This is a genomic window from Neisseria viridiae, assembly GCF_962747995.1.
Classification (GTDB): domain Bacteria; phylum Pseudomonadota; class Gammaproteobacteria; order Burkholderiales; family Neisseriaceae; genus Neisseria; species Neisseria viridiae.
The window spans coordinates 1-26434 of the sequence record NZ_CAUJAJ010000009.1 but is presented as its reverse complement, the minus strand read 5'-3'; the positions used below and the strand labels follow the sequence as shown (position 1 = coordinate 26434).

The 26434-nt window shown below is 53.7% G+C and carries 23 protein-coding genes, 4 tRNA genes and 1 pseudogene; 19 read left to right on the top strand and 9 right to left on the bottom strand.

The features are described from left to right. Positions 1-9: 9 nt before the first annotated feature. Positions 10-2778, bottom strand: a complete 2769-nt coding sequence (locus Q9J79_RS06535; RefSeq protein WP_304685303.1) for an Rne/Rng family ribonuclease — start codon at positions 2776-2778, stop codon at positions 10-12. A 492-nt stretch (positions 2779-3270) separates the two neighbouring features. On the opposite strand from Q9J79_RS06535, the gene Q9J79_RS06530 reads away from it, so the two are divergent. Genes Q9J79_RS06530 through Q9J79_RS06515 form a run of 4 tightly spaced genes read left to right on the top strand, consistent with a single transcriptional unit; the run spans position 3271 to position 6148 of the window. Beyond that, entirely contained in the window at positions 3271-4263 is a 993-nt protein-coding gene (locus Q9J79_RS06530) for an RluA family pseudouridine synthase (RefSeq protein ID WP_301911783.1), read from the top strand. Positions 4264-4310: 47 nt separating this feature from the next. Next, complete coding sequence (gene lpxB, locus Q9J79_RS06525; protein ID WP_301911784.1) at positions 4311-5483, top strand: lipid-A-disaccharide synthase; 1173 nt, start codon at positions 4311-4313, stop codon at positions 5481-5483. Positions 5484-5490: 7 nt separating this feature from the next. Beyond that, on the top strand, positions 5491-5736 hold the full coding sequence (locus Q9J79_RS06520) for a hypothetical protein (RefSeq protein ID WP_301911785.1): 246 nt from the start codon (positions 5491-5493) through the stop codon (positions 5734-5736). A 1-nt stretch (position 5737) separates the two neighbouring features. After that, positions 5738-6148, top strand: a complete 411-nt coding sequence (locus Q9J79_RS06515; protein WP_301911786.1) for a hypothetical protein — start codon at positions 5738-5740, stop codon at positions 6146-6148. A gap of 263 nt (positions 6149-6411) precedes the next feature. Here the strand turns inward: Q9J79_RS06515 and dapB are convergent, their stop codons facing one another. Then, positions 6412-7221: a 4-hydroxy-tetrahydrodipicolinate reductase gene (gene dapB / locus Q9J79_RS06510; protein ID WP_301911787.1), complete on the bottom strand. Its 810-nt coding sequence runs from the start codon at positions 7219-7221 to the stop codon at positions 6412-6414. A 9-nt stretch (positions 7222-7230) separates the two neighbouring features. Then, positions 7231-7608, bottom strand: coding sequence for an outer membrane protein assembly factor BamE (locus tag Q9J79_RS06505; RefSeq protein WP_301911788.1), 378 nt, complete (start codon positions 7606-7608; stop codon positions 7231-7233). Between the two features lie 226 nt (positions 7609-7834). Between Q9J79_RS06505 and fur the strand changes: the two genes are divergently transcribed. Continuing rightward, entirely contained in the window at positions 7835-8269 is a 435-nt protein-coding gene (gene fur, locus Q9J79_RS06500) for a ferric iron uptake transcriptional regulator (protein WP_002216289.1), read from the top strand. A 70-nt stretch (positions 8270-8339) separates the two neighbouring features. Next, positions 8340-9068, top strand: coding sequence for a leucyl/phenylalanyl-tRNA--protein transferase (gene aat, locus Q9J79_RS06495; protein ID WP_301911789.1), 729 nt, complete (start codon positions 8340-8342; stop codon positions 9066-9068). Between the two features lie 70 nt (positions 9069-9138). Here the strand turns inward: aat and gap are convergent, their stop codons facing one another. After that, on the bottom strand, positions 9139-10170 hold the full coding sequence (gene gap / locus Q9J79_RS06490; protein ID WP_301911803.1) for a type I glyceraldehyde-3-phosphate dehydrogenase: 1032 nt from the start codon (positions 10168-10170) through the stop codon (positions 9139-9141). A gap of 186 nt (positions 10171-10356) precedes the next feature. Next, complete coding sequence (locus Q9J79_RS06485) at positions 10357-11196, bottom strand: RnfABCDGE type electron transport complex subunit B (protein ID WP_301911790.1); 840 nt, start codon at positions 11194-11196, stop codon at positions 10357-10359. 153 nt (positions 11197-11349) lie between these two features. On the opposite strand from Q9J79_RS06485, the gene Q9J79_RS06480 reads away from it, so the two are divergent. The 5 genes from Q9J79_RS06480 (at position 11350) to Q9J79_RS06460 (ending at position 13812) form a co-directional block, all read left to right on the top strand. Then, complete coding sequence (locus Q9J79_RS06480) at positions 11350-13332, top strand: monovalent cation:proton antiporter family protein (protein WP_301911791.1); 1983 nt, start codon at positions 11350-11352, stop codon at positions 13330-13332. 69 nt (positions 13333-13401) lie between these two features. After that, positions 13402-13477: transfer RNA gene (locus Q9J79_RS06475), tRNA-Val, on the top strand. A 33-nt stretch (positions 13478-13510) separates the two neighbouring features. Beyond that, positions 13511-13587: transfer RNA gene (locus Q9J79_RS06470), tRNA-Asp, on the top strand. 39 nt (positions 13588-13626) lie between these two features. Next, a tRNA-Val gene (locus Q9J79_RS06465) sits at positions 13627-13702 on the top strand. A 33-nt stretch (positions 13703-13735) separates the two neighbouring features. Beyond that, positions 13736-13812, top strand: a tRNA-Asp gene (locus Q9J79_RS06460). A gap of 310 nt (positions 13813-14122) precedes the next feature. Here the strand turns inward: Q9J79_RS06460 and Q9J79_RS06455 are convergent. Further along, on the bottom strand, positions 14123-15337 hold the full coding sequence (locus tag Q9J79_RS06455) for an MFS transporter (RefSeq protein WP_301911792.1): 1215 nt from the start codon (positions 15335-15337) through the stop codon (positions 14123-14125). Between the two features lie 277 nt (positions 15338-15614). Between Q9J79_RS06455 and Q9J79_RS06450 the strand changes: the two are divergent. Both Q9J79_RS06450 and Q9J79_RS06445 read left to right on the top strand, forming a co-directional pair. Next, positions 15615-16129: pseudogene (locus tag Q9J79_RS06450) on the top strand (bile acid:sodium symporter family protein); the annotation flags it as partial. A 95-nt stretch (positions 16130-16224) separates the two neighbouring features. Further along, entirely contained in the window at positions 16225-16551 is a 327-nt protein-coding gene (locus tag Q9J79_RS06445) for a hypothetical protein (protein WP_304717640.1), read from the top strand. Positions 16552-16845: 294 nt separating this feature from the next. Here Q9J79_RS06445 and Q9J79_RS06440 read toward each other — a convergent pair whose 3' ends face one another. From Q9J79_RS06440 to acpP, 3 genes are all read right to left on the bottom strand, one after another. Continuing rightward, positions 16846-17973 (bottom strand): glycosyltransferase family 4 protein, encoded by a 1128-nt coding sequence (locus tag Q9J79_RS06440; RefSeq protein WP_301911794.1) that lies wholly within the window; start codon positions 17971-17973, stop codon positions 16846-16848. A 339-nt stretch (positions 17974-18312) separates the two neighbouring features. After that, positions 18313-19560 (bottom strand): beta-ketoacyl-ACP synthase II, encoded by a 1248-nt coding sequence (gene fabF, locus Q9J79_RS06435; RefSeq protein ID WP_301911795.1) that lies wholly within the window; start codon positions 19558-19560, stop codon positions 18313-18315. Positions 19561-19715: 155 nt separating this feature from the next. Continuing rightward, a complete protein-coding gene (gene acpP, locus Q9J79_RS06430) occupies positions 19716-19952 on the bottom strand; it encodes an acyl carrier protein (protein ID WP_002215574.1) in 237 nt (78 codons plus the stop codon). 231 nt (positions 19953-20183) lie between these two features. Here acpP and Q9J79_RS06425 point away from each other — a divergent pair, with 231 nt between their 5' ends. From Q9J79_RS06425 to Q9J79_RS06400, 6 genes are all read left to right on the top strand, one after another. Continuing rightward, on the top strand, positions 20184-21191 hold the full coding sequence (locus Q9J79_RS06425; RefSeq protein ID WP_301673895.1) for a quinone-dependent dihydroorotate dehydrogenase: 1008 nt from the start codon (positions 20184-20186) through the stop codon (positions 21189-21191). A 191-nt stretch (positions 21192-21382) separates the two neighbouring features. After that, the gene (locus Q9J79_RS06420; protein ID WP_301673896.1) at positions 21383-21664 is read left to right on the top strand and encodes a hypothetical protein; all 282 of its coding nucleotides are present in this window, start codon (positions 21383-21385) and stop codon (positions 21662-21664) included. A 67-nt stretch (positions 21665-21731) separates the two neighbouring features. Then, complete coding sequence (locus tag Q9J79_RS06415; RefSeq protein WP_301673947.1) at positions 21732-22190, top strand: DUF2247 family protein; 459 nt, start codon at positions 21732-21734, stop codon at positions 22188-22190. A 102-nt stretch (positions 22191-22292) separates the two neighbouring features. After that, a complete protein-coding gene (gene polA, locus Q9J79_RS06410; RefSeq protein WP_301911796.1) occupies positions 22293-25082 on the top strand; it encodes a DNA polymerase I in 2790 nt (929 codons plus the stop codon). Positions 25083-25411: 329 nt separating this feature from the next. Continuing rightward, complete coding sequence (locus tag Q9J79_RS06405) at positions 25412-25831, top strand: hypothetical protein (RefSeq protein ID WP_301668832.1); 420 nt, start codon at positions 25412-25414, stop codon at positions 25829-25831. Positions 25832-26187: 356 nt separating this feature from the next. Beyond that, positions 26188-26434: hypothetical protein (locus Q9J79_RS06400; protein WP_301911797.1), on the top strand; the 247-nt coding region annotated here is incomplete at its 3' end.

The following is a 26434-nucleotide window of genomic DNA, read 5'->3' as shown; positions in this document are numbered from 1 at the left end:
GCCGTCGGTTCAGCCTTGCCGGGTTTCGACTTGGATCATTTCTTCGGCAGGGACGCTTGCGGCTTCAGACGGCTTGGGCTGTTCGGAACGGCGCAAACCGCGTCCGGCTTGGACTTCGGGTTGTGCCGCCCATGCCTTCAATGCGGCAGGGTCGGTTTCGATCAGGACGAGTCCGCCGGTTTGTGCGGTTTCCCGTGCCTGTTCCGCCGCAGCCGTAAAGGTTGCGGTTTCAGACGGCATTTCCTGTGTTGCGGCTTTCGGTGCCGCGCCTTCGGGCAGGATGGCGGCGGCGGCACGGCGGATTTTTTCCGCCGCATCATAAACCAGTGCGTCGCCGTTTGAAACGGCGGAAGATGCCGTCTGAACGGGTGTGGCGATGAGCGGATCGGCAATGCTGACGGTAATCGGCGCGTTTGCGTCGGTTTCGCCGAAAACGTGTGCGGCGGCGGAACGGACTTTGTCGGCGGTGTCGTGAATATTCAGGTACTGCTCGATTTTGGCGGCAGACGGAATATTGCGTTTTTTGCCGTTTTGACGGCGGTCGCGCTGATTGTTGCGTTCGCGGCGTTCTTTGGCATCTCGGCTGTCGCGTTCGCGGCGGTTGCGTTCGGATTTGGGCTTGCTGCCTTTGCCTTCTGCGGTATGCGTTTCGGACGGTGTGTTTTCCGCTGTCTGAACGGCTGTTTCGGCAACGGCGGCGGTTTCCGGCGCGGTTTGGTTGCGTTCGTTGCGGTTGCCGTTGCGGCGGCGTTTGCCGGTTTGCACTTCGGTTTCGGACGGTGCGGCATCTGCAACGGTTGCGGCAGGCTGTACGTTGCGGCCTTGGATTTCCGCTTCGTTGGCGCGTTCGGCGGCACGGTCGCCGCGTTCGCTGCGTTCGCTGCGGCGGAGGTTGCCGTTGTTGCGCGTTTCGGCTTTGTCGGCACGCGCTTCCTGTCCGGCAGTTTTGCCTGCCACTTCGCGGACTTCTACTTTGCTGCCTTCGCGTTTGCTGCGGCGCGGGTTTTGGCGGCGGTTGTTGGCGCGGCTGCCGCTGCGGTTTGCCGTGCTGCGTTTTTCGGAGGTTTCGGCAGCGGGTGCGGCTTGGGTTTCGCTGCCGCCGAAAATGCGTTTGAGCCATGCTTTGAAGCTGTCCCACCAAGAGGTTTTTTTCTCGGGGGCGGCAGTCGGGGCGGGGCTGGTGTGGCGCACGCCTTTGACGGCGGGTTCGGGACGGGCGGCTTTGGCTTTTTCGCCGCCGAACGGTTTGGCGGATTCGTCTTCTTCCGGCTCGGCAACGCGCTTGTAGCTCGGTTCGCCGTCTTCTTCTACGTCGTCGATGCGGATGCGGTTGATTTCGTAGTGCGGATTTTCGAGGTGGATGTTCGGAATCAGGACGACGTTCACATCCAAACGCTCTTCCATCGCAAACAGCTCGGCGCGTTTTTCGTTCAGCAGGAAGGTGGCGACATCGACGGGCACTTGGGCGCGCACTTCGCCGGTGTTGTCTTTCATCGCTTCTTCCTGAACCATACGCAAAACGTGCAGGGCGGTGGATTCGATGCCCCGAATCACGCCGGTGCCGGCGCAGCGCGGACAGGCGACGTGGCTGCTTTCGCCCAAGGCGGGTTTCAGGCGTTGGCGGCTCAATTCCAAAAGTCCGAAACGCGAAAGTTTGCCCATTTGCACGCGGGCGCGGTCTTTTTTGAGCGCGTCGCGCAGGACGTTTTCCACATCGCGCTGGTGTTTGGGGTTTTCCATATCGATGAAGTCGATGACGACCAAACCGCCCAAGTCGCGCAGGCGCATTTGTCGGGCGACTTCTTCGGCGGCTTCCATATTGGTTTTGAACGCGGTGTCTTCGATGTCCGCGCCGCGTGTGGCACGGGCGGAGTTGACATCGATGGAGACGAGGGCTTCGGTGTGGTCGATGACGATCGCGCCGCCGGAAGGCAGGCTGACGCTGCGCGAAAACGCGCTTTCGATTTGGTGTTCGATTTGGAAGCGGGAGAACAGCGGCGTATGGTCTTCGTAGAGTTTCAGACGGCCTGCGTTGCCCGGCATAACGTAGCTCATAAACTCGGCAACCTGGTCGTAAACTTCTTGGTTGTCCACCAGAATTTCGCCGATGTCGGGACGGAAGTAGTCGCGGATGGCTCGGATGAGCAGCGAGCTTTCCATAAAGAGCAGGTAGGGGTCGTGATGCGCTTCGCCGGCTTCTTCAATCGCCTGCCAGAGTTGTTTGAGGTAGTTCAAGTCCCATTCCAACTCTTCCGCGCTGCGGCCGATGCCTGCGGTACGCGCGATGATACTCATCCCGTTCGGAATGTCGAGTTGCGCCATAGCGGCTTTGAGTTCTTGACGCTCTTCGCCTTCGATACGGCGGGATACGCCGCCGCCGCGCGGGTTGTTCGGCATCAATACCAGATAGCGTCCGGCGAGGCTGATGAAGGTGGTCAGTGCCGCGCCTTTGTTGCCGCGCTCGTCTTTTTCGACTTGGACGATGACTTCCATGCCTTCTTTGAGCACGTCTTGGATGCGCGCGCGTCCGCCTTCGTAGTCTTGGAAGTATGAGCGGGAGACTTCTTTAAACGGCAAAAAGCCGTGGCGGTCGGTTCCGTAATCGACGAAACACGCTTCCAGCGACGGCTCGATGCGGGTAATGATGCCTTTGTAGATATTGCCTTTGCGCTGTTCTTTGCCCAGCGTTTCGATGTCCAAATCCAGCAGGTTTTGTCCGTCGACGATGGCAACGCGCAGCTCTTCGGCCTGCGTTGCGTTGAATAACATTCTTTTCATGATCACCTCGTGGACGGGCGGCATTCGGGCGCGCCGGTCCGGTTCGGCATTCCGTAAGGCTGGGTTTTCCGATGTTTTCGGATAAAACCGGTAATCAGTTTTTGAGTTGAAAATCCGCAGGGATGCACGTTCCGGAGAACCGTGTGCGGAAGGGTCGGATACAGAAGGCTATAAAGATCGATGCGGCGGTTTGTCTGCCGCGTTCCGAACGCTGCGGTCGGAAAAATGGGTGCCGGCTTCTTCTTGTTATCGTGATGCCTGTGTTTTGGGCGGTTTGCGTTTGGGACTTGGGGTCCGGCTGCCGTCTTACTTCCGCACCGAAACGGCAAAATCAATTCAAACTTGACTACGTTCTGCGCCTGCCGGCTTGGAACAGGCGCAGGGAAAATGCTTTGCGGAGTGCTTTTTTAATATAAAATTCCGTTTTAAAGTAAACCGTTTCAGGGGGCGCGGCGGGCGCGCTTTCTGCTGAAACGGATGTTCGGATTATAGATGAAAACGCACGAAATAAGCAAAGGTTCGGTCAGCCTGATAGCGGTTGCCGAACACGAGGCGGGGCAACGCCTTGATAACTATCTGATAAAAATCCTCAAGGGTGTGCCCAAGAGCCATATCCACCGCATTATCCGCGCCGGCGAGGTGCGCTTGAACAAGAAACGCTGCAAACCCGACAGCCGTATTGCGGAGGGGGATACGGTGCGGATTCCGCCTGTGCGCGCGGCGGAGAAGGAAATGCCGTCTGAAAGGCGTGCCGCCGTGCCGGCGCGCGAATTTGACATTGTTTACGAAGACGACGCGCTGTTGGTGATCGATAAGCCTTCCGGCGTGGCGGTACACGGCGGCAGCGGCGTGAGTTTCGGCGTTATCGAACAGTTGCGCCGTGCCCGTCCGGAGGCGCGTTATCTCGAACTCGTCCACCGTTTGGACAAGGATACGAGCGGTTTGTTGATGGTGGCGAAGAAACGCAGCGCGCTCGTCAAACTTCACGAAGCCATCCGCAACGACCACCCCAAAAAAATCTACCTTGCGCTGGGGGTGGGCAAACTGCCGGACGACAATTTCCACGTTAGGCTGCCGCTGTTCAAATATACCGGCGCACAAGGCGAAAAGATGGTACGCGTTAGCGAGGACGGGCAGGCTGCGCATACGGTGTTCCGTGTGTTAAGCCGTTTTTCAGACGGCATTTTGCACGGTGTCGGGCTGTCGCACCTGACTTTGGTGCGGGCAACGCTGAAAACGGGTCGTACGCACCAAATCCGCGTCCACCTGCAATCTCAAGGCTGTCCGATTGCGGGCGACGAACGCTACGGTGATTATCAGGTGAACCGGCGTTTGCAGAAGTTGGGTTTGAAGCGGATGTTTTTGCACGCGTCCGAGCTGCACCTGAACCATCCGCTCACGGGTGAGCCGCTGGTGTTGAAGGCGGAGCTGCCGCCGGACTTGGCGCAGTTTGCGGTGATGTTGGAAAACGGGACGAAAATGTGAACCCCGATGCCGTCTGAAGCCTTCAGACGGCATCGGGAGGTGAAAGTATGTGGGGACAGACGAATATGGCTGATAAAAAAAGCCCTTTGATTGCCGTCAGTGTCGGCGAAGCGTCGGGCGACCTATTGGGGGCGCACCTGATACGCGCCATCCGAAAGCGTTGCCCGCAGGCGCGTTTTGTCGGTATCGGCGGCGAACTGATGAAGGCGGAAGGTTTCGAGAGCCTTTATGATCAGGAGCGGCTGGCGGTGCGCGGCTTTGTCGAAGTGGTCAGGCGGCTGCCGGAAATTTTACGGATACGCAGGGGGCTGGTACGGGATTTGCTGTCGTTGAAACCTGATGTGTTTGTCGGTATCGATGCGCCCGATTTTAATCTGGGTGTGGCGGAGCGGCTCAAACGGTCGGGGATTCCGACCGTGCATTATGTCAGCCCGTCGGTGTGGGCGTGGCGGCGCGAACGCGTGGGCAAAATCGTGCATCAGGTCAACCGCGTGCTGTGCCTGTTCCCGATGGAGCCGCAGCTTTATCTCGATGCGGGCGGACGTGCGGAGTTTGTCGGTCATCCGATGGCGCAGCTTATGCCCTTGGAAGACGACCGTGAAACGGCGAGGCAAACTTTGGGCGTGGATGCCGGCATTCCCGTATTCGCCTTGCTGCCCGGCAGCCGCGTCAGCGAAATCGATTATATGGCGCCGGTGTTTTTTCAGACGGCATTATTGTTGTTGAAACGCTATCCTGCCGCACGCTTCCTGCTGCCTGCCGCAACTGAGGCGACGAAGCGGCGTTTGGCGGAAGTTTTGCAGCGGCCGGAGTTTGCCGGCCTGCCGCTGACGGTAACCGACAGACAGTCTGAAACGGTGTGCAGGGCGGCGGATGCGGTGCTGGTAACGAGCGGTACGGCAACTTTGGAGGTGGCGCTGTGCAAGCGTCCGATGGTCATCAGCTACAAGATTTCGCCGCTGACCTATGCTTATGTGAAACGCAAAATCAAAGTGCCGCATGTCGGCCTGCCGAATATCCTGTTGGGTAAGGAGGCCGTGCCGGAATTATTGCAATCTGAAGCAAAACCGGAAAAACTGGCGGCGGCGTTGGCGGACTGGTACGAACACCCCGATAAGGTTGCCGCGCTGCAACAGGATTTCAGGGCGTTACACCTGCTATTGAAAAAAGATACGGCGGATTTGGCCGCGCGCGCGGTTTTGGAAGAGGCGGGATGTTGAGCGGTTAATGGATTATCTTCTTGAAGCAGCACGTGTTACAAAAAAAGGGGGAGAAATTGTGATTAATGGCACATCAAACAATAAGTATTTAAGAGGAATTCTAAATGAAGCAGAACTGGCCCGAATGGGATTAAGGTCAAAATATAATGGGCCGTTAAAGGAAGAGTTTAAACAACTGAAATTTCATAAGAGTAGTGGAACTAACTTGGACTTAAAAAATCTTAAAACCATTGTTTTTGAAAAGGTAAAATAATATGACAACTTATACTATTCCAAGAAAAGATTATCAATTTCTGTATATATTTGAAGGTGCTCTATTAAACTATACTTTAAAAAACAATGAACTTCATATCATCGTCAATTGTGTGGATTATCCAGATTTACCTCAAGAAATCCCTATGCCTAATTATTCAGACTGGGTAAAAATTAAATTCAAGCAGTTCAGCTATCTAAAATTTAGATATGAATACGCTACGAAGAACCAAGATAAAAAGATCACAAATGTATTAGAGCTTGGCGAATTAAAGCAAGATGATGAAATCTGGGATTATGGAGGTACGTTGGAATTGATAGGCGGTAGGTATGATCTTCCGACCGGTTTTATCATAGATATAGTTTGCCGGGAAATAGAGTTGGAATTTTTAGATCAGGAGAGTTTCAATTAAACGAGCCGTAGCTTGTTATGCCGCGCAGGCAACTTTATCGTATTTCCTTTTCGGTTGAAACCCCGCCACTCGGACATCTGTCCTTCGGGGCGGTAGAATCAGACTTTATTTGGGAGGGGCGTAACCCCTTCCGAATCAGGGCAACACATAGGGCGACGCTTTATGTGTCGTCCTGTGTGTTGAAACATTGATATGCCGATACGGAGCCTGTCGGCAAAATGCCGTCTGAACAATATCTTTTCAGACGGCATTTTGTATGGGGGTTAACGGTTGTTCAGCCCGAGTACGTCCTGCATATCGTACAAACCCGTTTTGCCGTTTACCCAAACTGCGGCGCGGACGGCACCGGCGGCAAAGGTCATGCGGCTGCTGGCTTTGTGGGTGATTTCCACGCGTTCGCCGTCGGTGGCGAAGAGGGCGGTGTGGTCGCCGACGATGTCGCCTGCGCGGACGGTGGCAAAGCCGATGGTGGAAGGATCGCGCGGACCGGTGTGGCCTTCGCGGCCGTAAACGGCGCATTGTTTGAGGTCGCGGCCGAGTGCGCCGGCGATGACTTCGCCCATGCGTAATGCGGTGCCGCTGGGGGCATCAACTTTGTGGCGGTGGTGGCCTTCGATGATTTCGATGTCGTAGCCTTCGTTTAATACGCGGGCGACGGTGTCGAGGATGTGGAAGGTGAGGTTGACGCCGACGCTGAAGTTGGCGGCGAAGACAACGCCTGTTTTTTCGCCTGCGGCTTGGATGGCGGCTTTGCCCGCATCATCGAAGCCTGTTGTGCCGATGATGATGTTGACTTGTTTTTCAACGCATTTTTGCAGGTGTTTGAGGGTCGGCTCGGGGCGGGTAAAGTCGATGAGTACGTCGCTTTGTGCGAGTACGGTGTCAACGTCGTCTGAAATGGCGATGCCGGTTTTGAGTCCGACGGCGTAGCCTGCGTCCAGTCCGAGGGCTTCTGAGCCTGAGTGTTCGAGCGCGCCGGAGAGGACGGTGTCGGGATGGTTGTTGACGGCTTCGACGAGGACGCGCCCCATACGGCCGTTTGCGCCTGCGATGGCGATTTTGAGCGGTGTCATGTGTGTTCCTTATTGTTTGTCTGCGTTTTGTTTCGCGCGGAGGGCTTCGGCGGCATTTTGGAGGGCGTCGCCTTCGGCGCGGACGAGTACGCCGTTTTCAAAATAGACGGTCAGGTTGCTTCGGTCTTTGATGATGCCGTTGCGGCCGGTGTTGAAGGTATAGTCCCAGCGGTCGGTATGGAATGTGTTGTGCAATATGGGGCTGCCGAGCAGTAGCAGGACTTGGTCTTTGGTCATGCCGGCGCGGAGGGAGGCGACGGCGCGGGGTTCGAGTTCGTTGCCTTGGATGATTTTGAGTTTGTAGGAGGGAAACAGTGAAACGCGTTCGACGCTGCACGCGGTCAGGCTGAACAGGGTGGAAAGGACGAGTATGAGGGTTTTGTTCACGGGAGAACCTTTCTGTGCAAATCGGGATGTCTAGTGTAGCACTGCTTGAATATTTTATAAAAGCGAACGATAATCATACGCTTAAGCGGTATTTCACCCTGTTTGTGTCCGACTGCCCGTCCGCCGTTGCGGTTTTGCTATTGCAAACTGCTATGGCGTGATAGTGGGCAAGCAGGCTGAAATTGCGTATTATAGCGTCTATTATTTTACAGGGATATTGAATATTATGGAAAAATTCAGCAACATTGCGCAACTGAAAGACAGTGGACTGAAAGTTACCGGTCCGCGTTTGAAGATTTTGGATTTGTTCGAGACTCATGCGGAAGAGCATTTGAGTGCCGAGGATGTGTACCGTATTTTGTTGGAAGAGGGTGTGGAAATCGGCGTGGCAACGATTTACCGCGTGCTGACCCAGTTTGAGCAGGCGGGTATTCTGCAACGCCATCATTTTGAAACGGGCAAGGCGGTTTATGAGTTGGATAAGGGCGACCACCATGACCATATCGTCTGTGTGAAATGCGGCGAGGTAACGGAGTTCCACAATCCCGAAATCGAGGCCCTGCAAGACAAAATCGCCGAGGAAAACGGCTACCGCATCGTCGATCACGCGCTTTATATGTACGGCGTGTGCAGCGACTGTCAGGCCAAGGGCAAACGTTAAATCCGGACGGTTTGTTGTTCAGACGGCATTCGTCATTTCGAATGCCGTCTGTGTTTTATGGAGGACTGCCATGCGTATTCCGCTGCTTGCGCCTGACGATTATGCCTTTCCCGATTCTGCCTATGCTTTGGCCCGGTGCGACGGGCTGGTCGGCGTGAGCGGCGATTTGGACGCGGGTCGGCTGCTTGAGGCGTATCGGAACGGCGTGTTTCCGTGGTTTTCCCGGGACGGGTGGTTTTTTTGGTATGCGGTCGGACCGCGTGCGGTGATTGTTCCTGAACGTCTGCACGTTCCGCGCTCGCTGGCAAAAACGCTGCGCAACAGAGCATATAGGGTTACGGCAAACGGCTGTTTTGCGGAAGTTGTCGCGCATTGTGCGGCAGCGGCGCGCCCGAATCAGGATGGGACTTGGATTGCGCCCGAGTTTCAGACGGCATATTTGAAGCTGCACGAAATGGGACACGCGCATTCGTTCGAGTGCCATTATCCCGATGAAAGCGGTAAAACGAGGTTGGCGGGCGGTTTTTACGGCGTGCAGATCGGCAGGGTGTTTTACGGCGAATCGATGTTCGCATTACAACCGGATGCGTCGAAAATCGCTTTTGCCTGCGCCGTGCCGTTTTTGGCGGATTTGGGCGTGGAACTGATAGACTGTCAGCAGGACACGGAACATATGCGCCGTTTCGGTTCGGAGCTGCTGCCGTTTGCGGATTTTGCCGCCCGGCTCCGAAGCCTGAATGCCGTACCTTTGAAAGAGGCGGTAGGCTGCTGCGAAGTGGCGTGCAACAGGTTGGGATAGCGGTTCTTGTGTGAAAATGCCGTCTGAAACTTGAAAACATCAGGTTTCAGACGGCATTTTGTTTGACGGGTTATTTGAGCGGGCGTACTTCGAGACCGAACATGCGGCGTGCAGTGTTCAGCATTTGACAGCTGAATCCCCATTCGTTGTCATACCATGCGAAGACTTTGACCATGTTGCCGTCAACGACTTTGGTCAGTGTGGCGTCGAAGTGGCTGGCTTGCGTGGTGTGGTTGAAGTCCATGGAAACCAATGGCAGGGTGTTGTAGCCTAAAACGCCTTTGAGCGCGCCTGCTTCCGAGGCGGCTTTCATCAGTGCGTTGATTTCTTCGACTGTCGTGTCGCGCGCGGCTTGGAAGCTCAAATCTACCAATGATACGTTGACGGTCGGCACGCGGATGGCAAGCCCGTCGAGCCTGCCTTTCAATTCGGGCAGTACCAAACCGACGGCTTTTGCCGCGCCGGTTTTGGTCGGAATCATGTTTTCCACGCCGCTGCGGGCGCGACGCAGGTCTTTGTGGCGCACGTCGGTAACGGTTTGGTCGTTGGTCAGCGCGTGGATGGTGGTCATCGCGCCTTTGACGATGCCGACGCTTGCGCTCAATACTTTGGCGACGGGGGCGAGGCAGTTGGTGGTGCAGGAGGCGTTGGAAACGACGGTCATGTCGTCGGTCAGGATGCCGTCGTTTACGCCGTAAACGACGGTCGCATCGACATCGTCGCCGCCCGGTGCGGAAATGAGGACTTTTTTCGCGCCGCTTTCGAGGTGGATTTTGGCTTTTTCTTTGCTGGTGAACGCGCCGGTGCATTCCATGACCAAATCGACACCGAGTTCTTTCCACGGCAGTTCGGCAGGGTTGCGGGTCGAGAAGAAGGGGATTTTGTCGCCGTTGACGATGAGGTTGCCGCCGTCGTGGGATACGTCGGCTTCAAAGCGTCCGTGCACGGTGTCGAATTTGGTCAGATGGGCGTTGGTTTCAAGGCTGCCGCTGGCGTTGACGGCGACGATTTGGAGTTGGTCTTGAATCTGATAATCGTAGATGGCGCGCAAAACCTGGCGGCCGATGCGTCCGTAGCCGTTGATGGCGACTTTGATGCCCATGGTTTGTTCCTTTGTTGAGGGGTTGGGTAGATTTCCGGGGCGGATTATAGCAAATTTGTAGTGGCGTGTAATTAATATTTTATTGAAAACGGCGCAGCCGGAAGGGTGGGCGGCACGGGTGCGGCGGACGGAGAGCTTGATAAAATGCCGTCTGAAACGGTTTTCAGACGGCATTTCGGGGAAGGGTCAGGAGGCGGTGTTTTGTGCGGTTTCCTGCTTGGCTTTGTATTGTTTGAGGTATTCGAGGGCGGCGGCTTTTTCGCTGTCGCTGCCGTATTTCATATCGCGTTGGGCGCGGCGCAACTCGGCGCGTTCGCGGGCTTCGGCTATCTGTTTTGCCTGATAGCCTTGGCGGTTGTCGGCAGCAACGAGGCGGTCTTGTTGGGTTTGCGCTTTTGCCATGGCTTTGGCGATGAGGTCGGCGGGGTTGAACGACGGTTTTTCCGGTGTGTCGGGCGTTTGCGGACGCGCGTTGCGGACGGCGGCTTCGCGTTCGGCAAGCATGGCTTTGCGTTCGTCGGCTTCGCGCTGTTTGCGTTCGTTGCGTTTGAGGTAGCGTGCGCGCGCGTGTTCGGCGGCGGCAAAACGGCTGTCGGCGGACAGGCTGAAACGGCGTGCGCGCGGCAGGAAGGTATCGGAAACGGGCTGCATGTGGATGCAGTCGACGGGGCAGGGGGCGACGCAGAGTCCGCAGCCGGTGCATTCGTCGGCGATGACAGTGTGCATAAGTTTGCCTGCGCCCATAATGGCATCGGCAGGGCAGGCGCGGATGCAGGCGGTGCAGCCGATGCAGGCGGTTTCGTCTATCCGGGCGAGTGCTTTGGCTTGGGTTTTGGCGGGTGCGACAAGGGGTTTGCCGAGCAGGGCGGCAAGGTCGCGGACGACGGCCTCACCGCCCGGAGCGCAGAGGTTGTACGCTTCGCCTGTTGCGACTGCCTGTGCGTAGGGCAGGCAGCCGTCGTAGCCGCATTCGCGGCATTGGGTTTGGGGAAGCAGGCGGTCCAGGGCGGCGGCTGTGGCGGTCATGTCGGTGTGCGGCTCAAAATCGAAAGGGCGTATTTTAGCAGAATTGTATGCCGCAACTGTTTCGGACGATGTGATGTGTAGTGTTTTGTTATAATGCGGCGGCGTGTGCCGTTTCAGACGGCATTTTGTCTGTTTTTCCTGTTCGGACGGTCTATGAACGAATTTTCGCTTGCCCCTATTGTGATTGTTTTGCTGGTGTCGGTCATTACGGTGATCCTGTGCCGCAAGTTCAACATTCCCTCCATGCTGGGCTACCTGCTGGTGGGCTTTTTGGCGGGGCCCGGTATGCTCAGCCTGATTCCGAAAAGCCATGCGACGGATTATTTGGGCGAAATCGGGATTGTGTTTCTGATGTTCAGCATCGGTTTGGAGTTTTCGCTGCCCAAACTGAGGGCAATGAGGCGGCTGGTGTTCGGGCTGGGCGGTTTGCAGGTCGGTATTACGATGCTGTCGGTGATAGGCATCCTTATGTTGACGGGTGTGCCGTTCAATTGGGCGTTTGCCGTGTCAGGTGCGTTGGCGATGTCGTCTACGGCGATTGTGAGCCGGATTTTGTCGGAAAAGACGGAATTGGGGCAGACGCACGGACAGATGGTAATGGGCGTGTTGTTGATGCAGGATATTGCAGTTGTTCCGCTGATGATTCTGATTCCTGCGTTGTCGGGGAATGGCGGGGAAGGCAGCCTGTGGGTGGCACTCGGCCTTGCCGGATTGAAAATGCTGATTACGCTGGGCGTATTATTCGTCGTAGGCAGCAAAGTCATGTCGCGCTGGTTCAGGATGGTGGCAAAACGCAAGTCGTCTGAACTGTTTATGATAAATGTCCTGCTGGTAACCTTGGGTGTGGCTTATCTGACTGAGCTGGAAGGTTTGTCTATGGCGTTGGGTGCATTCGTTGCCGGCATGCTGCTTTCGGAAACGGAATACCGTTTCCAGGTGGAAGACGACATCCGTCCGTTCCGCGATATCTTGCTCGGTTTCTTTTTTATTACGGTCGGTATGAAGCTGGATGTGCAGGCCTTGATCGGCGGCTGGCGTCAGGTATTGATGCTGTTGGCCATTTTGCTGATTTTGAAGGCGTTGGTTGTATTTGCCATTGCATTCAAAATGAGGCATTCGGTTGCCGACAGTTTGAAAACTGCCCTGTACTTGGCACAGGGGGGTGAGTTTGGCTTTGTTATGCTGGCAATATCCAGCCAAATCAATATGGTTTCCCTTGAGTTGGAGCAGGCGGCGACGGCAGCAGTGCTGCTGTCTATGATTATCGCCCCCTTTGTGTTGGGCAGCAGCGATGCGCTAGTAGGGCGTTTGGCCAAGTCAAGCTGGGACATGAAGTCGCTTGACTTGCACAGCATGTTGGTGGAAACCATGAGCAAGTCAGACCATGTGCTGATTGTCGGCTTCGGCAGGGGTGGGCAGACGGTCGGACGCGTGCTTGCCCAAGAGGGTATCCCGTATTTCGCACTTGATTTGGATATTGCGCGTGTACAAGTAGCGAGAAGTGCTGGCGAGCCAGTGTCGTTCGGCGATGCGAAACGCAGGGAAGTATTGGAAGCCGCCGGCTTGGGGCGCGCGAAAATGGTGGTGGTTACGCTCAACAATATGCACGAAACGCAACACGTTTTAGACAATGTGCTGTCCATGTATCCCAATATGCCCATATATGTGCGCGCCACCAACGACGATTATGTGAAAACGTTTACCGATATGGGGGCGGAAGAAGCCGTGTCGGACACCAAAGAAACCGGACTCGTGCTGGCAGGCTATGCGATGTTAGGCAACGGCGCGTCGTACCGGCACGTCTATCAGACGATGGCAAATATCCGCCACAGCCGTTATGCCGCGTTGGAGGGGCTGTTTGTCGGCAGCGACGACGAAGCGGGATTCGGTGAAAACGGAAAAACGGTTTGCCGCCATGCTTTTTCTTTGGTGCAAGAGGCTTATGCCGTCGGAAAAACAATCGGCGCACTGCCTTTGGACAGGCACAGCATCAAACTGCTGTTCGTCCGCCGCCGTACCGCGAGGATTGAAAATCCCGTTCCTTCCTTTGTTTTGGAAGGCGGAGACATATTGGTCGTCGTCGGCAAAAAGGATGAAATTATTTCGTTTGAAAACTGGAGTTTGCAAGGCGATTGAATGGGGCGGTCAAATAATGCTTGCATGAAGGCCGATTATTTGGTCTAATAGCGTTTTCGCAAATCGCAGGGGTGATTAGCTCAGTTGGTAGAGCGTCTGCCTTACAAGCAGAATGTCGGCGGTTCGACTCCGTCATCACCCACCAAGTTTCCTTTCATTGTTGTTAAACAGTGGATGCGCGGTGGTAGCTCAGTTGGTTAGAGTACCGGCCTGTCACGCCGGGGGTCGCGGGTTCGAGCCCCGTCCGCCGCGCCAAGTTTCACAATACTGACTCTGTCGGTATTTTTTATACACGGGTGATTAGCTCAGTTGGTAGAGCGTCTGCCTTACAAGCAGAATGTCGGCGGTTCGACTCCGTCATCACCCACCAAGTTTCCTTTCATTGTTGTTAAACAGTGGATGCGCGGTGGTAGCTCAGTTGGTTAGAGTACCGGCCTGTCACGCCGGGGGTCGCGGGTTCGAGCCCCGTCCGCCGCGCCAAGTATTGAAAATACCGACCTTAGGGTCGGTATTTTTTCGTCTGCCCGATTTGATGGGTTTGTCTGTTTTGGGTCTGTTTCGTCCGGATATTGCCGTTTTAATCCGGTTTTGTATCATTGGATGGTATTTTCGATACGGATTCGGACAGTTGTTGCGTGCTGTTCTGATGTTGCTTACTGTCGTATCAATGGGCAGGAGGATGCTTGCGGATTTTATGGCTTCCTTCTTGCCGTTTTGTAGGTTGAAATGTCGGCAGATATGTCGGATGTTTTTGAAAATGCCGTCTGAAAGTTTTCAGACGGCATTTTTGTCAGGCGGTTTCAGGTTCGCGGATGGGGAGGTTGAGGAGGGCGGCAGTTCCGGCCAGCAGTGCGTCGGCATACCACATCCAGCCGTAGTCGCCGAATTGTGTAATCACGATGCCGCCGATGTATGAGCCGAGGAATCCGCCGATTTGGTGGCTGAGCATCGTCAGTCCGAACAGGGTGGCGAGGTAGCGTGTGCCGAAGAGTTTGCCGGTAATGGAGGCGGTTGGCGTGACGGTGGCGAGCCATGTGAATCCGAGTGCGGCGGCGAAAATGTAGAAGTTGAGGTCGGTTTTGGGTGAGAAGATGTAAATCAGCACCATGGCGACGCGTGAGGCGTAGAGTCCGAACAGGACGTGTTTTCCTTTGAAGCGTCCGGTGCACCAGCCTGAGAACACGCAACCGGCGATGTTTGCCAGTCCGATGATGGCAATGGATGTTGAGGCGACGGTGGCGGGCAGTCCGCACAGGGAGACTTCCGTGGGTAGGTGGGTTACGAGAAAGGCGATGTGGAAGCCGCAGGCGAAAAAGCTCAGGTGCAGCAGGATGTAGCTTGGGGTTTTGAAGGCTGTTTTGACTGCTTCTCCGAGCCCTTGTCCGTGTGTGGCTTGGGTGTGTTGGGTGTGGGCGGCGTTGTTGCCACCGGCAAGCCACCATGAGACGGGCAGGATCAGCAGAGCGATTGCGCCCCAAACGTAAAATGTGCCCGTCCAGCCGACTTCGGGCAGGACGACGAGTCCTTGAACCAGCGGTGCGAACAGGAATTGTCCTGCCGAACCGCCTGCGTTGACCAGTCCGGATGCCAAGCCGCGTTTGTGTGCGGGGGCTTGGGCGGCAACCTGCCCCATAATGATGGAGAAACCGCCTGAGCCTGTGCCGAATGCGAGCAGCAGCCCGACGGCAATCATCAGCCCCCAATAAGTCGGGATGTTGGGGGCAATCAGGCAGGCGCAGACGAGCAGGACGGCACCGCCGCTTAATACCCTGAACGTGCCGAAACGGTCGGCAAGCGCGCCGGACAATGGTTGCGATATGCCCCACATCAGTTGGAAAACGGCGATGATGAGGCTGAATTGGGCAATGCTCAATTCGGTGGTGTTGACGACGGGTTGGACGAACAGTCCGAGCGTCATCCTCATCCCGATGGTAATCAGCAGGATAAATGCGGCGGCGGCAATGACCGTCCAGAGCTTGGGTGTTTTCGATGCGGTGTGCGTCATAATGTGTATTTTGAGTCGGTTAAGTTTGCGAATTTTAACAAACCGGATGATTCGGGCTAAATAATTCCTGATTCTTTGGATATAGCCAACGGTATGCCTGCCGATGCCGTCTGAAAGGGCCTGATGGGCGTTTGCGGTTCGGGTTAATATTTGTGCCGTATTTGTTAATTCCGGTTAGTACAACAGGTCGGGCGGGGACGGTGCGAGCCGCCGGCCGGTTTTGCACGGGCGGCAATGATGCCCGGCGCAAGGTGCGCCGTTTCGGGAGGCGTGTGTGATGGGTTTTCTGATTGGTTTGAGCCGCAACCTGACGCGGTTTACGGCTTTGGTCATTTTGCTTGCGTCGGCGGTTGCGTTTATCGAACCGGTTTCGTTTGTATGGGTCAAAGGCGATGTTCAGGCTTTGGTGCAGGGCATCATTATGCTGGGTATGGGGATGACTTTGGGCAGGGAGGACTACCGGATTTTGGCGCAGCGTCCTTTGGATGTGTTTATCGGTGCGGCGGCGCAATATACCGTGATGCCGCTGCTCGCCATCGGTATTGCCAAGCTGTTCGACCTTTCGCCGGGGCTGACTTTGGGGCTGGTGTTGGTGGGGACGTGTCCGGGCGGCGTGTCGTCCAATATTATGGGCTTCCTTGCCAAAGGCGATGTGGCGTTTTCAGTCGGGATGACGACGGTGTCCACGGTGCCGGCCCGACCGTCAAGCCTTTGTGGATGACCTGCCTGGCCGGTCAGACGGTGGATATGGACGGTTGTGGGATGTTCCGGTTCAGTGCCGTAGCAACTGTATTTTTGCCCGACGGGGTGAAAAATACAGTTGCTACATCCTCCCCTGCACAACACCTTACGACCGCTGAAAAAATTTCAGGCGGCATTTTTGCCAAATGCAAAAATATCCCGTTATTCCCGCGAAAGCGGGAATCCGGAAACTTAACGTTGCGGCAATTTGTCGGAGACGGCTGAAACTCAGCGGGCTAGATTCCCGCCTGCGCGGGAATGACGGGATTTTTGGTTTCTGTTTTTGTGAGAATGGCAAGATTTTCGGTTCTTGTATGGATAACGAGATTTTAGATGGCGGGAATTTGTCGGGAAAACAGCAACCCCGCCGCCGTCATTCCCGCGAAAGCGGGAATCTAGAAACGCAAAGTTGCAAGAATTTATCGGAAATGACCGAAACTCAACGGGCTAGATTCCCGCTTTCGCGGGAATGACGAGGGTTTGGGATTTCTGTTTTTGAATTTCTGTTTTTGTGAGAATGGCAAGACTTTCGGTTCTTGTATGGATAACGAGATTTTAGATGGCGGGAATTTGTCGGGAAAACAGCAACCCCTCCGCCGTCATTCCCACGAAAGTGGGAATCTAGAAACGCAAAGTTGCAAGAATTTATCGGAAATGACCGAAACTCAACGAACCTGGATTCCCGCTTTCGCGGGAATGACGGGGGTTTCGCGGGAATGGCGGGGGTTTATCAGAAATGACCGAAACTCAAAAGCCGGCAGCCTTGTTTACGCCTTCAAAATATCGAGCAATTTCAAATCGACTTTTTCGGCATCGAATTTATCTTTGGCAATCGCATAACTTGCATTCCCCATCAGGCGGACGGCTTCCCTGTTTTCGATAAAATAAATCATTTTTTCGGCCAAGATGCGGGGATTCCAAGGTTCGATCAGGAAGCCGTTGACCTTGTCGGCAACCGTTTCCCTGCATCCGGGGACATCCGTCGTAATCACCGCCCTGCCGACGGCCATTGCCTCCTGAGTGCTTCGGGGAACGCCTTCCCTATAAGACGGCAATACGAATATATGATGTTCTTTTATCACTTCGGAAACATTGTTCACAAAACCGGGGAAACGGATAATATCGCGGGCGGCAAGCCGTTCCAAATCGCCCCCCCCCCCGCGTGATTTGTCGATTGCGCCCAAAGCGGTAAAAACCGTATCGGGGTATTTGCCCTTAACCCGTTCCGCCGCCCGAATAAAATCATTAATCCCTTTTTCTTTCAGAAATCTGCCGATAAAGAGGAATTTTATGGGTTCTTTTTCATCGGGAATATCCGCCTCGGAATAAGGATATTGCCGCAAATCCAGACCGATTCCGCCCAAAATATGGATGTTTTTTATTTTGATGCCGTATTTGTCCGTCAGTTCGTCTTTGTCGTCGGAGTTTAATACAATCAGGCTTTCCAACATCGGCAGGGCAATGCGGTACAAGGCAATCAAAATCCCCTTTATGATTTTTGTTTTTAACGGTATGCCTTCCGGCTGCGGGGTAAATGCGAATCCCAAACCTTCCAGCATCCCGACGATTCTGGGCACGCCTGCCAGTTTTGCGGCAAAAGTGCCGAAAATCACGGGTTTTGCGAAATAAGGGAAAACCAAATCCGGCGATATTTTTTTGAGTTCTTTAAATATGAGGAAGGTGGATTTTATATCGGAAAACGGGTTCAGCCCGCTGCGGTTTGACCGGTAGGTAACGGGTGTAACCCCCATTTCCCTGATAATATCCAAATCGTTATCGGAAAACTCCGATACAAAGGCATACACCTGATGGTTTTTGCCGATTAATTTTTTAATGACGGGGGCGCGGAAACCGTAAATGCTGGATGCGACTGTGGTGATAAAAACGATTTTCATCGTGTTTCCTTTTCGGTTGAACCCCGCCCTTTGGGGCGGTAGAATCAGACTCTGTTTGGGAGGGGGCGTAACCCCTTCCAAATCAGGACGACACATAGGGCGGTGCTTTATGTGTCGTCCTGTGTGTTGAAACATAAGGCGGACACCTTGAATATATGATTGGAAATACGGTCTGCTACGGCAGGGTTTCGTCCCGCAATCCGGCAGGGCTTGGGTTTGCCTGCGTATTATAAGGCTGCCTTGTGTGCCGCGAAGTGCCGGTAACGGGAGGGGTGTTTTGAAAATGCCGTCTGAAACGGTTTCAGACGGCATTTCGATGTCGGCGGCGGCTTTGCGGAATCAGCCTTTGAAGCGTTTGAACACCAGCGTGCCGTTGGTGCCGCCGAAGCCGAAGGAGTTGGAAATGGCAACGTCGATTTCCGCGTCGCGTGCTTCGTTGGCGCAGTAATCCAAATCGCAACCGGCTTCGATGTCTTGTTCGACAAGGTTGATGGTCGGTGGAACTTTGCCGTCATGTATTGCCAAAATGCTGTACACCGCCTCCACGCCGCCCGCCGCACCGAGCAGGTGGCCGGTCATGGATTTGGTCGAGCTGACGATGGTTTTGTAGGCGTGTTCTCCCAAAGCGCGTTTGAGGGCTTTGGTCTCGTTGGCATCGCCCAAGGGGGTGGACGTGCCGTGTGCGTTGACGTAATCCACGTCTTCGGGATTCAGTCCGGCATCTTTCAGTGCGCGGGTAACGGCGAGCGCAGGGCCTTCTTCGTTCGGCGCGGTAATGTGGTAGGCATCGGAACTCATCCCGAAGCCGACGATTTCGGCGTAGATTTTCGCGCCGCGTTTTTTGGCGTGTTCCAATTCTTCCAACACCAATACGCCCGCGCCTTCGCCGATGACGAAGCCGTCGCGGCCTTTGTCCCACGGACGGGAAGCGGCGGCGGGGTCGTCGTTGCGGGTGGAGAGGGCTTTCATCGCAGCAAAACCGCCCACACCCAAAGTGCTGATTGCGCCTTCCGCGCCGCCTGCAATCATCACGTCAGCGTCGCCGTATTTGATCAGTCGGGAGGAATCGCCGATGGCGTGCGCGCCGGTGGTACAGGCGGAAACCATCCCGTAGCTGGGACCGCGGTAGCCTTTGAGGATGGTAACGTGTCCGGAAATCAGGTTAATCAGCGAACCGGGGATGAAGAAAGGGTTGATTTTGCGCGCGCCGCCTTCGATTACGGCTTTGCCGGTGGCTTCGATGCTGGGCAGTCCGCCGATGCCGGAACCGATGTTCACGCCGACGCGGTCTTTATCGAGGTTTTCCACATCGTCCAAACCCGAATCGGCGATTGCCTGAAGCGCGGCGGCGATGCCGTAGTGGATGAACACGTCCATCCGGCGCGCTTCTTTCGCGCTGATGTATTGTCCGATGTCGAAACCGTGGACTTCGCCGGCGACACGGCTGTTGATGTCGGATGCGTCAAAGCGGGTAATCGCGCCGATGCCGCTTTTGCCGGCGAGCAGGTTGTCCCAAGCCTCTGCGACAGTGTTGCCGACAGGGGAAACCTGACCTAAGCCTGTAATGACTACTCTTCTCTGACTCATGATAACCTCGCTGTTGGTTGTCGGAATGGGGGCATATGCGGCTGTCGTGCAGATGCCGTCTGAAATTTGCGGCAGGGGTTCAAACAGTTTGCCATATAAGGGAAAAGCCTCTATTGCGCGGTGCAGCAGAGGCTGTTGTGTCGGGCGACGACCGATTAGCCGTTGTGGGCATTGATGTAGTCGATAGCCAGTTGGACGGTGGTGATTTTTTCGGCATCTTCGTCGGGGATTTCGCAGCCGAAGGCTTCTTCCAAAGCCATAACCAGCTCCACGGTGTCCAAAGAATCCGCGCCCAAGTCGTCTTGGAAGGAAGATTCGTTTTTCACGTCGGCTTCGTTTACGCCCAGTTGTTCAGCAACAATTTTTTTAACTTGTTGTTCGATGTTTGACATATCAGTCGTTCCTTTATGCCTTGCGGCAGGTTGTTTAAGGGAAATAAATCGGTGGTATTGTACCGACTTTTAATAGAGTTTTCTATCTAATGCCTATTATATCAATATTTGCGGATTTGTACATTTTTGGGTGCGGCGGGTTTTGTCGTTCAAGTTTGACCTGTGTGCCGTATGTTTGGCGGGATTTCGGTTAAAATGACGGCATTTCCATCTGAAGCAGAAAGCCCTGTCATGTATCCACTTGCCCGCCGCATCCTGTTTGCACTCGATGCCGAGAAAGCCCACCACTTCACGCTCGACGCGCTCAACATGGTTTATAAATTGGGTCTGATTCCCGTAACCGACAACCGTACCAAACCTGTAAAACTGATGGGCATGGATTTGCCCAACCCTGTCGGACTTGCCGCAGGTCTCGACAAAAACGGCGGATACATAGATGCTTTGGCCGCGCTCGGCTTCGGTTTCATCGAAATCGGCACGGTAACGCCCAAACCGCAGCCCGGCAACCCGCAGCCGCGCCTCTTCCGAGTTCCCGAACACCAAGGCATCATTAACCGCATGGGTTTCAACAACCACGGTATCGACACCATGATACGCAACATCGAAAAAAGTAAATTCAGTGGCGTATTGGGCATCAACATCGGCAAAAACGCCGTAACACCTATCGAAAATGCTGCCGATGATTATTTAATCTGCCTCGAAAAAGCCTACGCACACGCAAGTTACATTACCGTCAATATTTCCTCGCCCAACACCAAAAACCTCCGCGCGCTGCAAGGTGGCGACGAGTTGAGCGCATTGCTTGAGGCTTTGAAAAACAAACAGGCACAGCTTGCCTCTGTATACGGGAAATACGTTCCGCTCGCCGTCAAAATCGCCCCCGATTTGGATGAAGCACAAATCGAAGACATCGCCCACGTTGTCAAATCCGTTGAAATGGACGGCATCATCGCTACCAACACCACCATCGACAAATCAAGCCTAGGCAGCCATCCGCTCGCAGGCGAGCAGGGCGGTTTGAGCGGGCTGCCCGTTCATGAAAAAAGTAATCGGGTGTTGAAGCTGTTGGCAGACCATATCGACGGCAAGCTGCCGATTATCGGTGTAGGCGGCATCATGAACGGCAAGGATGCGGCAGAGAAAATCCGCCTCGGTGCAACTGCCGTCCAGGTGTACAGCGGATTGATATACAAAGGTCCGGCATTGGTCAAAGAATGTTTGAAGGCTTTGGCGCGATGATGCGTCCCGCTCAAAATGCCGTCTGAAAGCACGTTTTGCCGTTCAGACGGCATTTTCATTTCCTTTTTCCGCCTGCCGCCCTTTGAAAGTCCCTTATTCAAATGATAAAAAGGGCGCGGGCGTTGGCTTGGAGGAAGGCAGGTAATCCAATTTGAAGGACGCGGAAGCCGATACGTTAAAAAGGATGAAAAATGGAAAACGGGCAACGGAATAATTGGTTTCCCTTGGAAAAAAGAATTTTTTATCTGGAGCATTCGGGGCGGTATCTGATGATTTGCGCCTTATCGGATTATTCCCAAAACAAACATACTGTCGTTATGGCAAATTTCATCTATCTGGATGAAAAAATGGATTGGAGGAATTTGGATGATTTATTCAATGAGTTGGTTTTAGAGGAATTGCAGGCTTCATTTATGGATTGGCATCCGACTGTTGAAGAGGCAATCAGCCGTCATTTGGAAGACTTTTCGTAACAGGCATAATCGGAAGGGGCGGAATGACGGGGCAGGCAAACCGATGCGTGAGAACAAAGTAAGCAAAATGAACCTTGATTTAACCGCGCAAAAAGTCCGCCTTTCTTGGAAGAATATTCTGTGGGGATATGAGAATAAATACTTGGGTTGGGCTGATGTAGTAGCTTATGCCCGGAAAATGACGCTTTCAGATCATGATGAACGCGTGTTCAAGCTATCTTTAATCAACAAATCCAATATTCTTGAATTAAAGCCTGTTCTGGAAGATTTGGCTTCGGAAATGAGGGATTATTCCCCTAAAAATTGGCTGTACGTCCTCTTAAGCGATGTATTCCATAGAAAAGAAGAATTTGACGACCCTTTGGGGGAAGTTGAAAAAATTTATGCAGATTTCGATTATCCGGAAGAAATAGAATCATTTGTCAGATATATGCCGCCTAAAGACGGTTATATTCCTTCTGCCCACAGCTATGAAGAAAATATTGCCCGGCTGTATCTCAATTGGGCAAAATATTTGGGCAGATAAGGCAGGCTAGATTCAAATGCCGTCTGAAATGGGCTTTCAGACGGCATTTTGATTATCCCTTATAATTAGGTCATTTTTATTTTCTCATCAGCAGATACTATCATGGCAACCATTCACACCCTTCTCCTTGTTGACGGCTCTTCTTATCTTTACCGCGCGTATCACGCGATGGCACAGTTGACCGCGCCCGATGGTGCGCCGACGGGCGCGATGTATGGTGTGTTGAACATGCTGCGCCGGTTGCGGGCGGATTATGTGCATGATTATTGCGCGGTGGTGTTTGATGCGAAGGGCAAGAATTTCCGCCACGAGATGTTCTCCGACTACAAGGCGACGCGTCCGCCGATGCCGGACGATTTGCGCCCGCAGGCGGAAGCCTTGCCGGATTTGGTGCGGTTGATGGGCTGGCCGGTGCTGGTGATTCCGCAAGTCGAAGCGGATGACGTGATTGGCACGCTGGCGGCAATGGCAGGCGAAGCAGGTTGGAATGTGGTGGTGTCCACCGGCGATAAGGACATGGCGCAGTTGGTGAACGAACGCGTAACGCTGGTGAACACGATGAGCGGCGAAACGCTGGACATTGAGGGTGTAAAAGAAAAATTCGGCGTGCGTCCCGACCAAATCCGCGATTATCTCGCGCTGATGGGCGACAAGGTGGACAACGTTCCAGGCGTGGAAAAATGCGGCCCGAAAACGGCGGTGAAATGGCTGGAAGCCTACGGCTCGCTGGCGGGCGTGATGGAACACGCGGCGGAAATCAAGGGCAAAGTGGGCGAGAATCTGCGTGCCGCCCTGCCGCGCCTGCCGCTGTCGTATGATTTGGTGACGATTAAAACCGATGTGGACTTGCACACCGAACTTTCAGACGGCATCGAAAGCCTGCGCCGTACCGCGCCGAAATGGGCGCAACTGGTTGTCGATTTCAAACGCTGGGGCTTCCGCACCTGGCTGAAAGAAGCGGAATCAAACATGAATACCGGATCGACCGATGATTTGTTCGGCAGCGACAGCATCGGCGAGCAGGCGGCTTTGAATGCGGAGATGCCGTCTGAAAGGCTACCTGAAAAAGCCGTTGCGCCCGAAAAGCTGGATTATCAAGCCGTTACCACCGAAGCGCAGTTTGCCGCTTTGTTAGACAAACTGTCGCAAGTGGACAAAATCGGCATCGATACGGAAACCACGTCCCTAGACGCGATGAACGCCGCGCTGGTCGGCATCAGCATCGCGTTCCAAGCAGGCGAAGCGGTTTACATTCCCGTAGGACACAGCCTGACCGCCGCGCCCGAACAGCTTGATTTGCAAGACGTATTAGATCGTCTGAAACCGCATTTGGAAAATCCCGCCCTGAAAAAAATCGGGCAAAACCTCAAATACGACCAACACGTTTTCGCCAACTACGGCATCGCCCTGAACGGCATTGCCGGCGACGCCATGCTCGCTTCCTATATCATCGAGAGCCATCTCGGACACGGCTTGGACGAATTGTCCGAACGCTGGCTGGGCTTGGAAACCATTACCTACGAATCGCTGTGCGGCAAAGGCGCGAAACAAATCGGTTTTGCCGACGTCGCCATCGGGCAGGCGACCGAATACGCCGCCCAAGACGCCGATTTCGCCCTGCGCCTCGAAGCGCACCTGCGCGCGCAAATGGACGCCAAACAGCTTGAAATGTATGAAAAAATGGAGTTGCCCGTCGCGCAGGTATTGTTTGAAATGGAACGCAACGGCGTGCAAATCGACCGCGCCGAACTCGCCCGCCAAAGCGCGGAACTCGGCACCGAGCTGATGAAACTCGAACAAGAAGCCTACGCAGTCGCAGGCCAGCCGTTCAACCTCAACTCGCCCAAACAGCTACAAGAAATCCTGTTCGACAAAATGGGCATCCCCACCAAAGGCCTGAAAAAAACCGCCAAAGGCGGCATTTCTACCAACGAAGCCGTGCTCGAACAGCTCGCGCCCGACTACCCCCTGCCCAAAATCATCCTGCAAAACCGCAGCCTGGCGAAGCTCAAATCCACCTACACCGACAAACTGCCCGAAATGATTTCGCCCAAAGACGGCCGCGTGCATACCACCTATGCCCAAGCCGTCGCCATCACCGGCCGCCTCGCCAGCAACAACCCCAACCTGCAAAACATCCCCATCCGCACCGCCGAAGGCCGCCGCGTGCGCCGCGCCTTCACCGCACCGCAAGGCAGCGTCATCGTTTCCGCCGACTATTCCCAAATCGAGCTGCGCATCATGGCTCATCTTTCCGGCGACAAAACCCTCATCGCCGCGTTCCAAAACGGCGAAGACGTCCACCGCCGCACCGCCGCCGAAGTATTCGGCATCGACCCCGAGAACGTCTCGCCCGAACAACGCCGCTACGCCAAAACCATCAACTTCGGCCTGATTTACGGCATGGGGCAATACGGCCTTGCCAAATCGCTGGGCATAGACAACATCTCCGCCAAAAACTTTATCGACCGCTACTTCGCCCGCTACCCCGGCGTCGTCGAATACATGCAGTGCACCAAAGAACAAGCCGCCGCCCAAGGCTTCGTCGAAACCCTGTTCGGCCGCCGCCTCTACCTGCCCGACATCCGCAACAAAAACGCCAACGCCCGCGCCGGAGCCGAACGCGCCGCCATCAACGCCCCCATGCAAGGCACCGCCTCCGACCTCATCAAACGCGCCATGATAGACGTGCGAAACTGGCTTTCAGACGGCATCGGCAGCAAACTGGTCATGCAGGTGCATGACGAACTGGTGCTGGAAGTCGGTGAAACCGAACTGGATTTTGTCAAAGAAAAACTGCCGCAGATTATGGCGAAAGTGGACGGCGGATTATTGGATGTACCGCTGGTGGCTGAGGTTGGCGTAGGGGAGAATTGGGAAGAGGCGCATTGAGAATGCACAAGTATTGAACTGTTACGTTTTGATTTATCAAAATTTAAGGAAGTAAAATACTTGATTCAAATGATTGGAAATCAATAGTATTAAATATTGTTTGCGGTATTGTTACAGCTATTATTGTAGGTATATTTACCGGTTTATGGAAAAAATCCAGATATAAATGTCAAGAATGGGTATCTGGAAATTCTGATCGGATACCTGTTCAAGATACGTCGTTTTATCCTAATGATATAAAAGCCAAGAGGAGGTATGAAGTAAAAAAATTTATTGGCGAAGTGTCTTTTTATACACTTACTTATTTGATTATTTTGGTATCTTTTCCTATGCCGATTTTATTCTACGACCCTTTTGGTACAAATCGGCTTTATTTGAGTCAGGCCAAATATATTGGAATGTATTTTCCTGAAATCTCAATGACTGGAAGATACGCTAATATTTTTGTATGGTTCATTACGCTTACCTTATATGTTCCAATTTTTGGGATGTCTAAGTTAATGACAAAGTATTTATGGTGTCCGTTGACAAACATATTTTGGGACGATAACGAAAATTTGGATAAGGTTGGATTTCTCATTTTTATTGCTTTGAAATCATTATTTATATCAGCTTGTGTGCAGTGGTTATTTTTTGATACGGAATTTTTGCAGGCATTGGAAAATGTCTTAATTTTAACTGTTTTTTCAATTGTTTTTGCGCTATCACAAAATCGGTACCGGCAAGCCGTAGCCTGGATACCTATTTAGTTGCGCGCGACGGTTGAAACCCAAAACCCGACCCATGCCGTCTGAAGCCCGACAATTCGGGTTTCAGACGGCATCGGGCTCCGGCTGTGTTTTCAGATGGTGCGGATTTGCCGGTCTGAAATGCCGGATACGCATTTTGCCATCATTTGAAGCTATTTTAACTGGTTGTGTTTTAGTAATCTGTCGATTTCAATTATCTGCAAGGGAAAAGACAATTATTTTTCGGTTGGGAAGAAAGTTATCATATTGAATACATTGAAGATAATTATATCTATCAACACTATATTAAAATATGGTCTGTTAATTTTTCGGACTAAAACAACTTTATCCGCCCCAGCCTGTTTCGCGGCACTATTTTGAAACCCAGCCGTTTGTTCCGGCGGTGTTTGAACAATCGGTACGATTCCGGCTGTTGCAAGGCGGTTATTCCTAAGTTCGGGCGGCAAACCGCCCTATCGGATACAAAATATTTTCCTCGCCGTTGCGGGATTGAAACCCATCCGGATACCGCCTTGTTTTCAGGATTTGCGGGAAAGATGTTTATTTATTATTCAAACAAAATAAATTGTAAATTTGTTATCTTATTGTTTTTATTGGTTATTT

Bases quoted from the DNA above. Each gene is read 5' to 3' on its own strand.
- Q9J79_RS06535 (WP_304685303.1), bottom strand. From the start codon at position 2,778: ATGAAAAGAATGTTATTCAACGCAACGCAGGCCGAAGAGCTGCGCGTT.
- Q9J79_RS06530 (WP_301911783.1), top strand. From the start codon at position 3,271: ATGAAAACGCACGAAATAAGCAAAGGTTCGGTCAGCCTGATAGCGGTT.
- lpxB (WP_301911784.1), top strand. From the start codon at position 4,311: ATGTGGGGACAGACGAATATGGCTGATAAAAAAAGCCCTTTGATTGCC.
- Q9J79_RS06520 (WP_301911785.1), top strand. From the start codon at position 5,491: ATGGATTATCTTCTTGAAGCAGCACGTGTTACAAAAAAAGGGGGAGAA.
- Q9J79_RS06515 (WP_301911786.1), top strand. From the start codon at position 5,738: ATGACAACTTATACTATTCCAAGAAAAGATTATCAATTTCTGTATATA.
- dapB (WP_301911787.1), bottom strand. From the start codon at position 7,221: ATGACACCGCTCAAAATCGCCATCGCAGGCGCAAACGGCCGTATGGGG.
- fur (WP_002216289.1), top strand. From the start codon at position 7,835: ATGGAAAAATTCAGCAACATTGCGCAACTGAAAGACAGTGGACTGAAA.
- aat (WP_301911789.1), top strand. From the start codon at position 8,340: ATGCGTATTCCGCTGCTTGCGCCTGACGATTATGCCTTTCCCGATTCT.
- gap (WP_301911803.1), bottom strand. From the start codon at position 10,170: ATGGGCATCAAAGTCGCCATCAACGGCTACGGACGCATCGGCCGCCAG.
- Q9J79_RS06485 (WP_301911790.1), bottom strand. From the start codon at position 11,196: ATGACCGCCACAGCCGCCGCCCTGGACCGCCTGCTTCCCCAAACCCAA.
- Q9J79_RS06480 (WP_301911791.1), top strand. From the start codon at position 11,350: ATGAACGAATTTTCGCTTGCCCCTATTGTGATTGTTTTGCTGGTGTCG.
- Q9J79_RS06455 (WP_301911792.1), bottom strand. From the start codon at position 15,337: ATGACGCACACCGCATCGAAAACACCCAAGCTCTGGACGGTCATTGCC.
- Q9J79_RS06445 (WP_304717640.1), top strand. From the start codon at position 16,225: ATGCAAAAATATCCCGTTATTCCCGCGAAAGCGGGAATCCGGAAACTT.
- Q9J79_RS06440 (WP_301911794.1), bottom strand. From the start codon at position 17,973: ATGAAAATCGTTTTTATCACCACAGTCGCATCCAGCATTTACGGTTTC.
- fabF (WP_301911795.1), bottom strand. From the start codon at position 19,560: ATGAGTCAGAGAAGAGTAGTCATTACAGGCTTAGGTCAGGTTTCCCCT.
- acpP (WP_002215574.1), bottom strand. From the start codon at position 19,952: ATGTCAAACATCGAACAACAAGTTAAAAAAATTGTTGCTGAACAACTG.
- Q9J79_RS06425 (WP_301673895.1), top strand. From the start codon at position 20,184: ATGTATCCACTTGCCCGCCGCATCCTGTTTGCACTCGATGCCGAGAAA.
- Q9J79_RS06420 (WP_301673896.1), top strand. From the start codon at position 21,383: ATGGAAAACGGGCAACGGAATAATTGGTTTCCCTTGGAAAAAAGAATT.
- Q9J79_RS06415 (WP_301673947.1), top strand. From the start codon at position 21,732: ATGAACCTTGATTTAACCGCGCAAAAAGTCCGCCTTTCTTGGAAGAAT.
- polA (WP_301911796.1), top strand. From the start codon at position 22,293: ATGGCAACCATTCACACCCTTCTCCTTGTTGACGGCTCTTCTTATCTT.
- Q9J79_RS06405 (WP_301668832.1), top strand. From the start codon at position 25,412: ATGCCGATTTTATTCTACGACCCTTTTGGTACAAATCGGCTTTATTTG.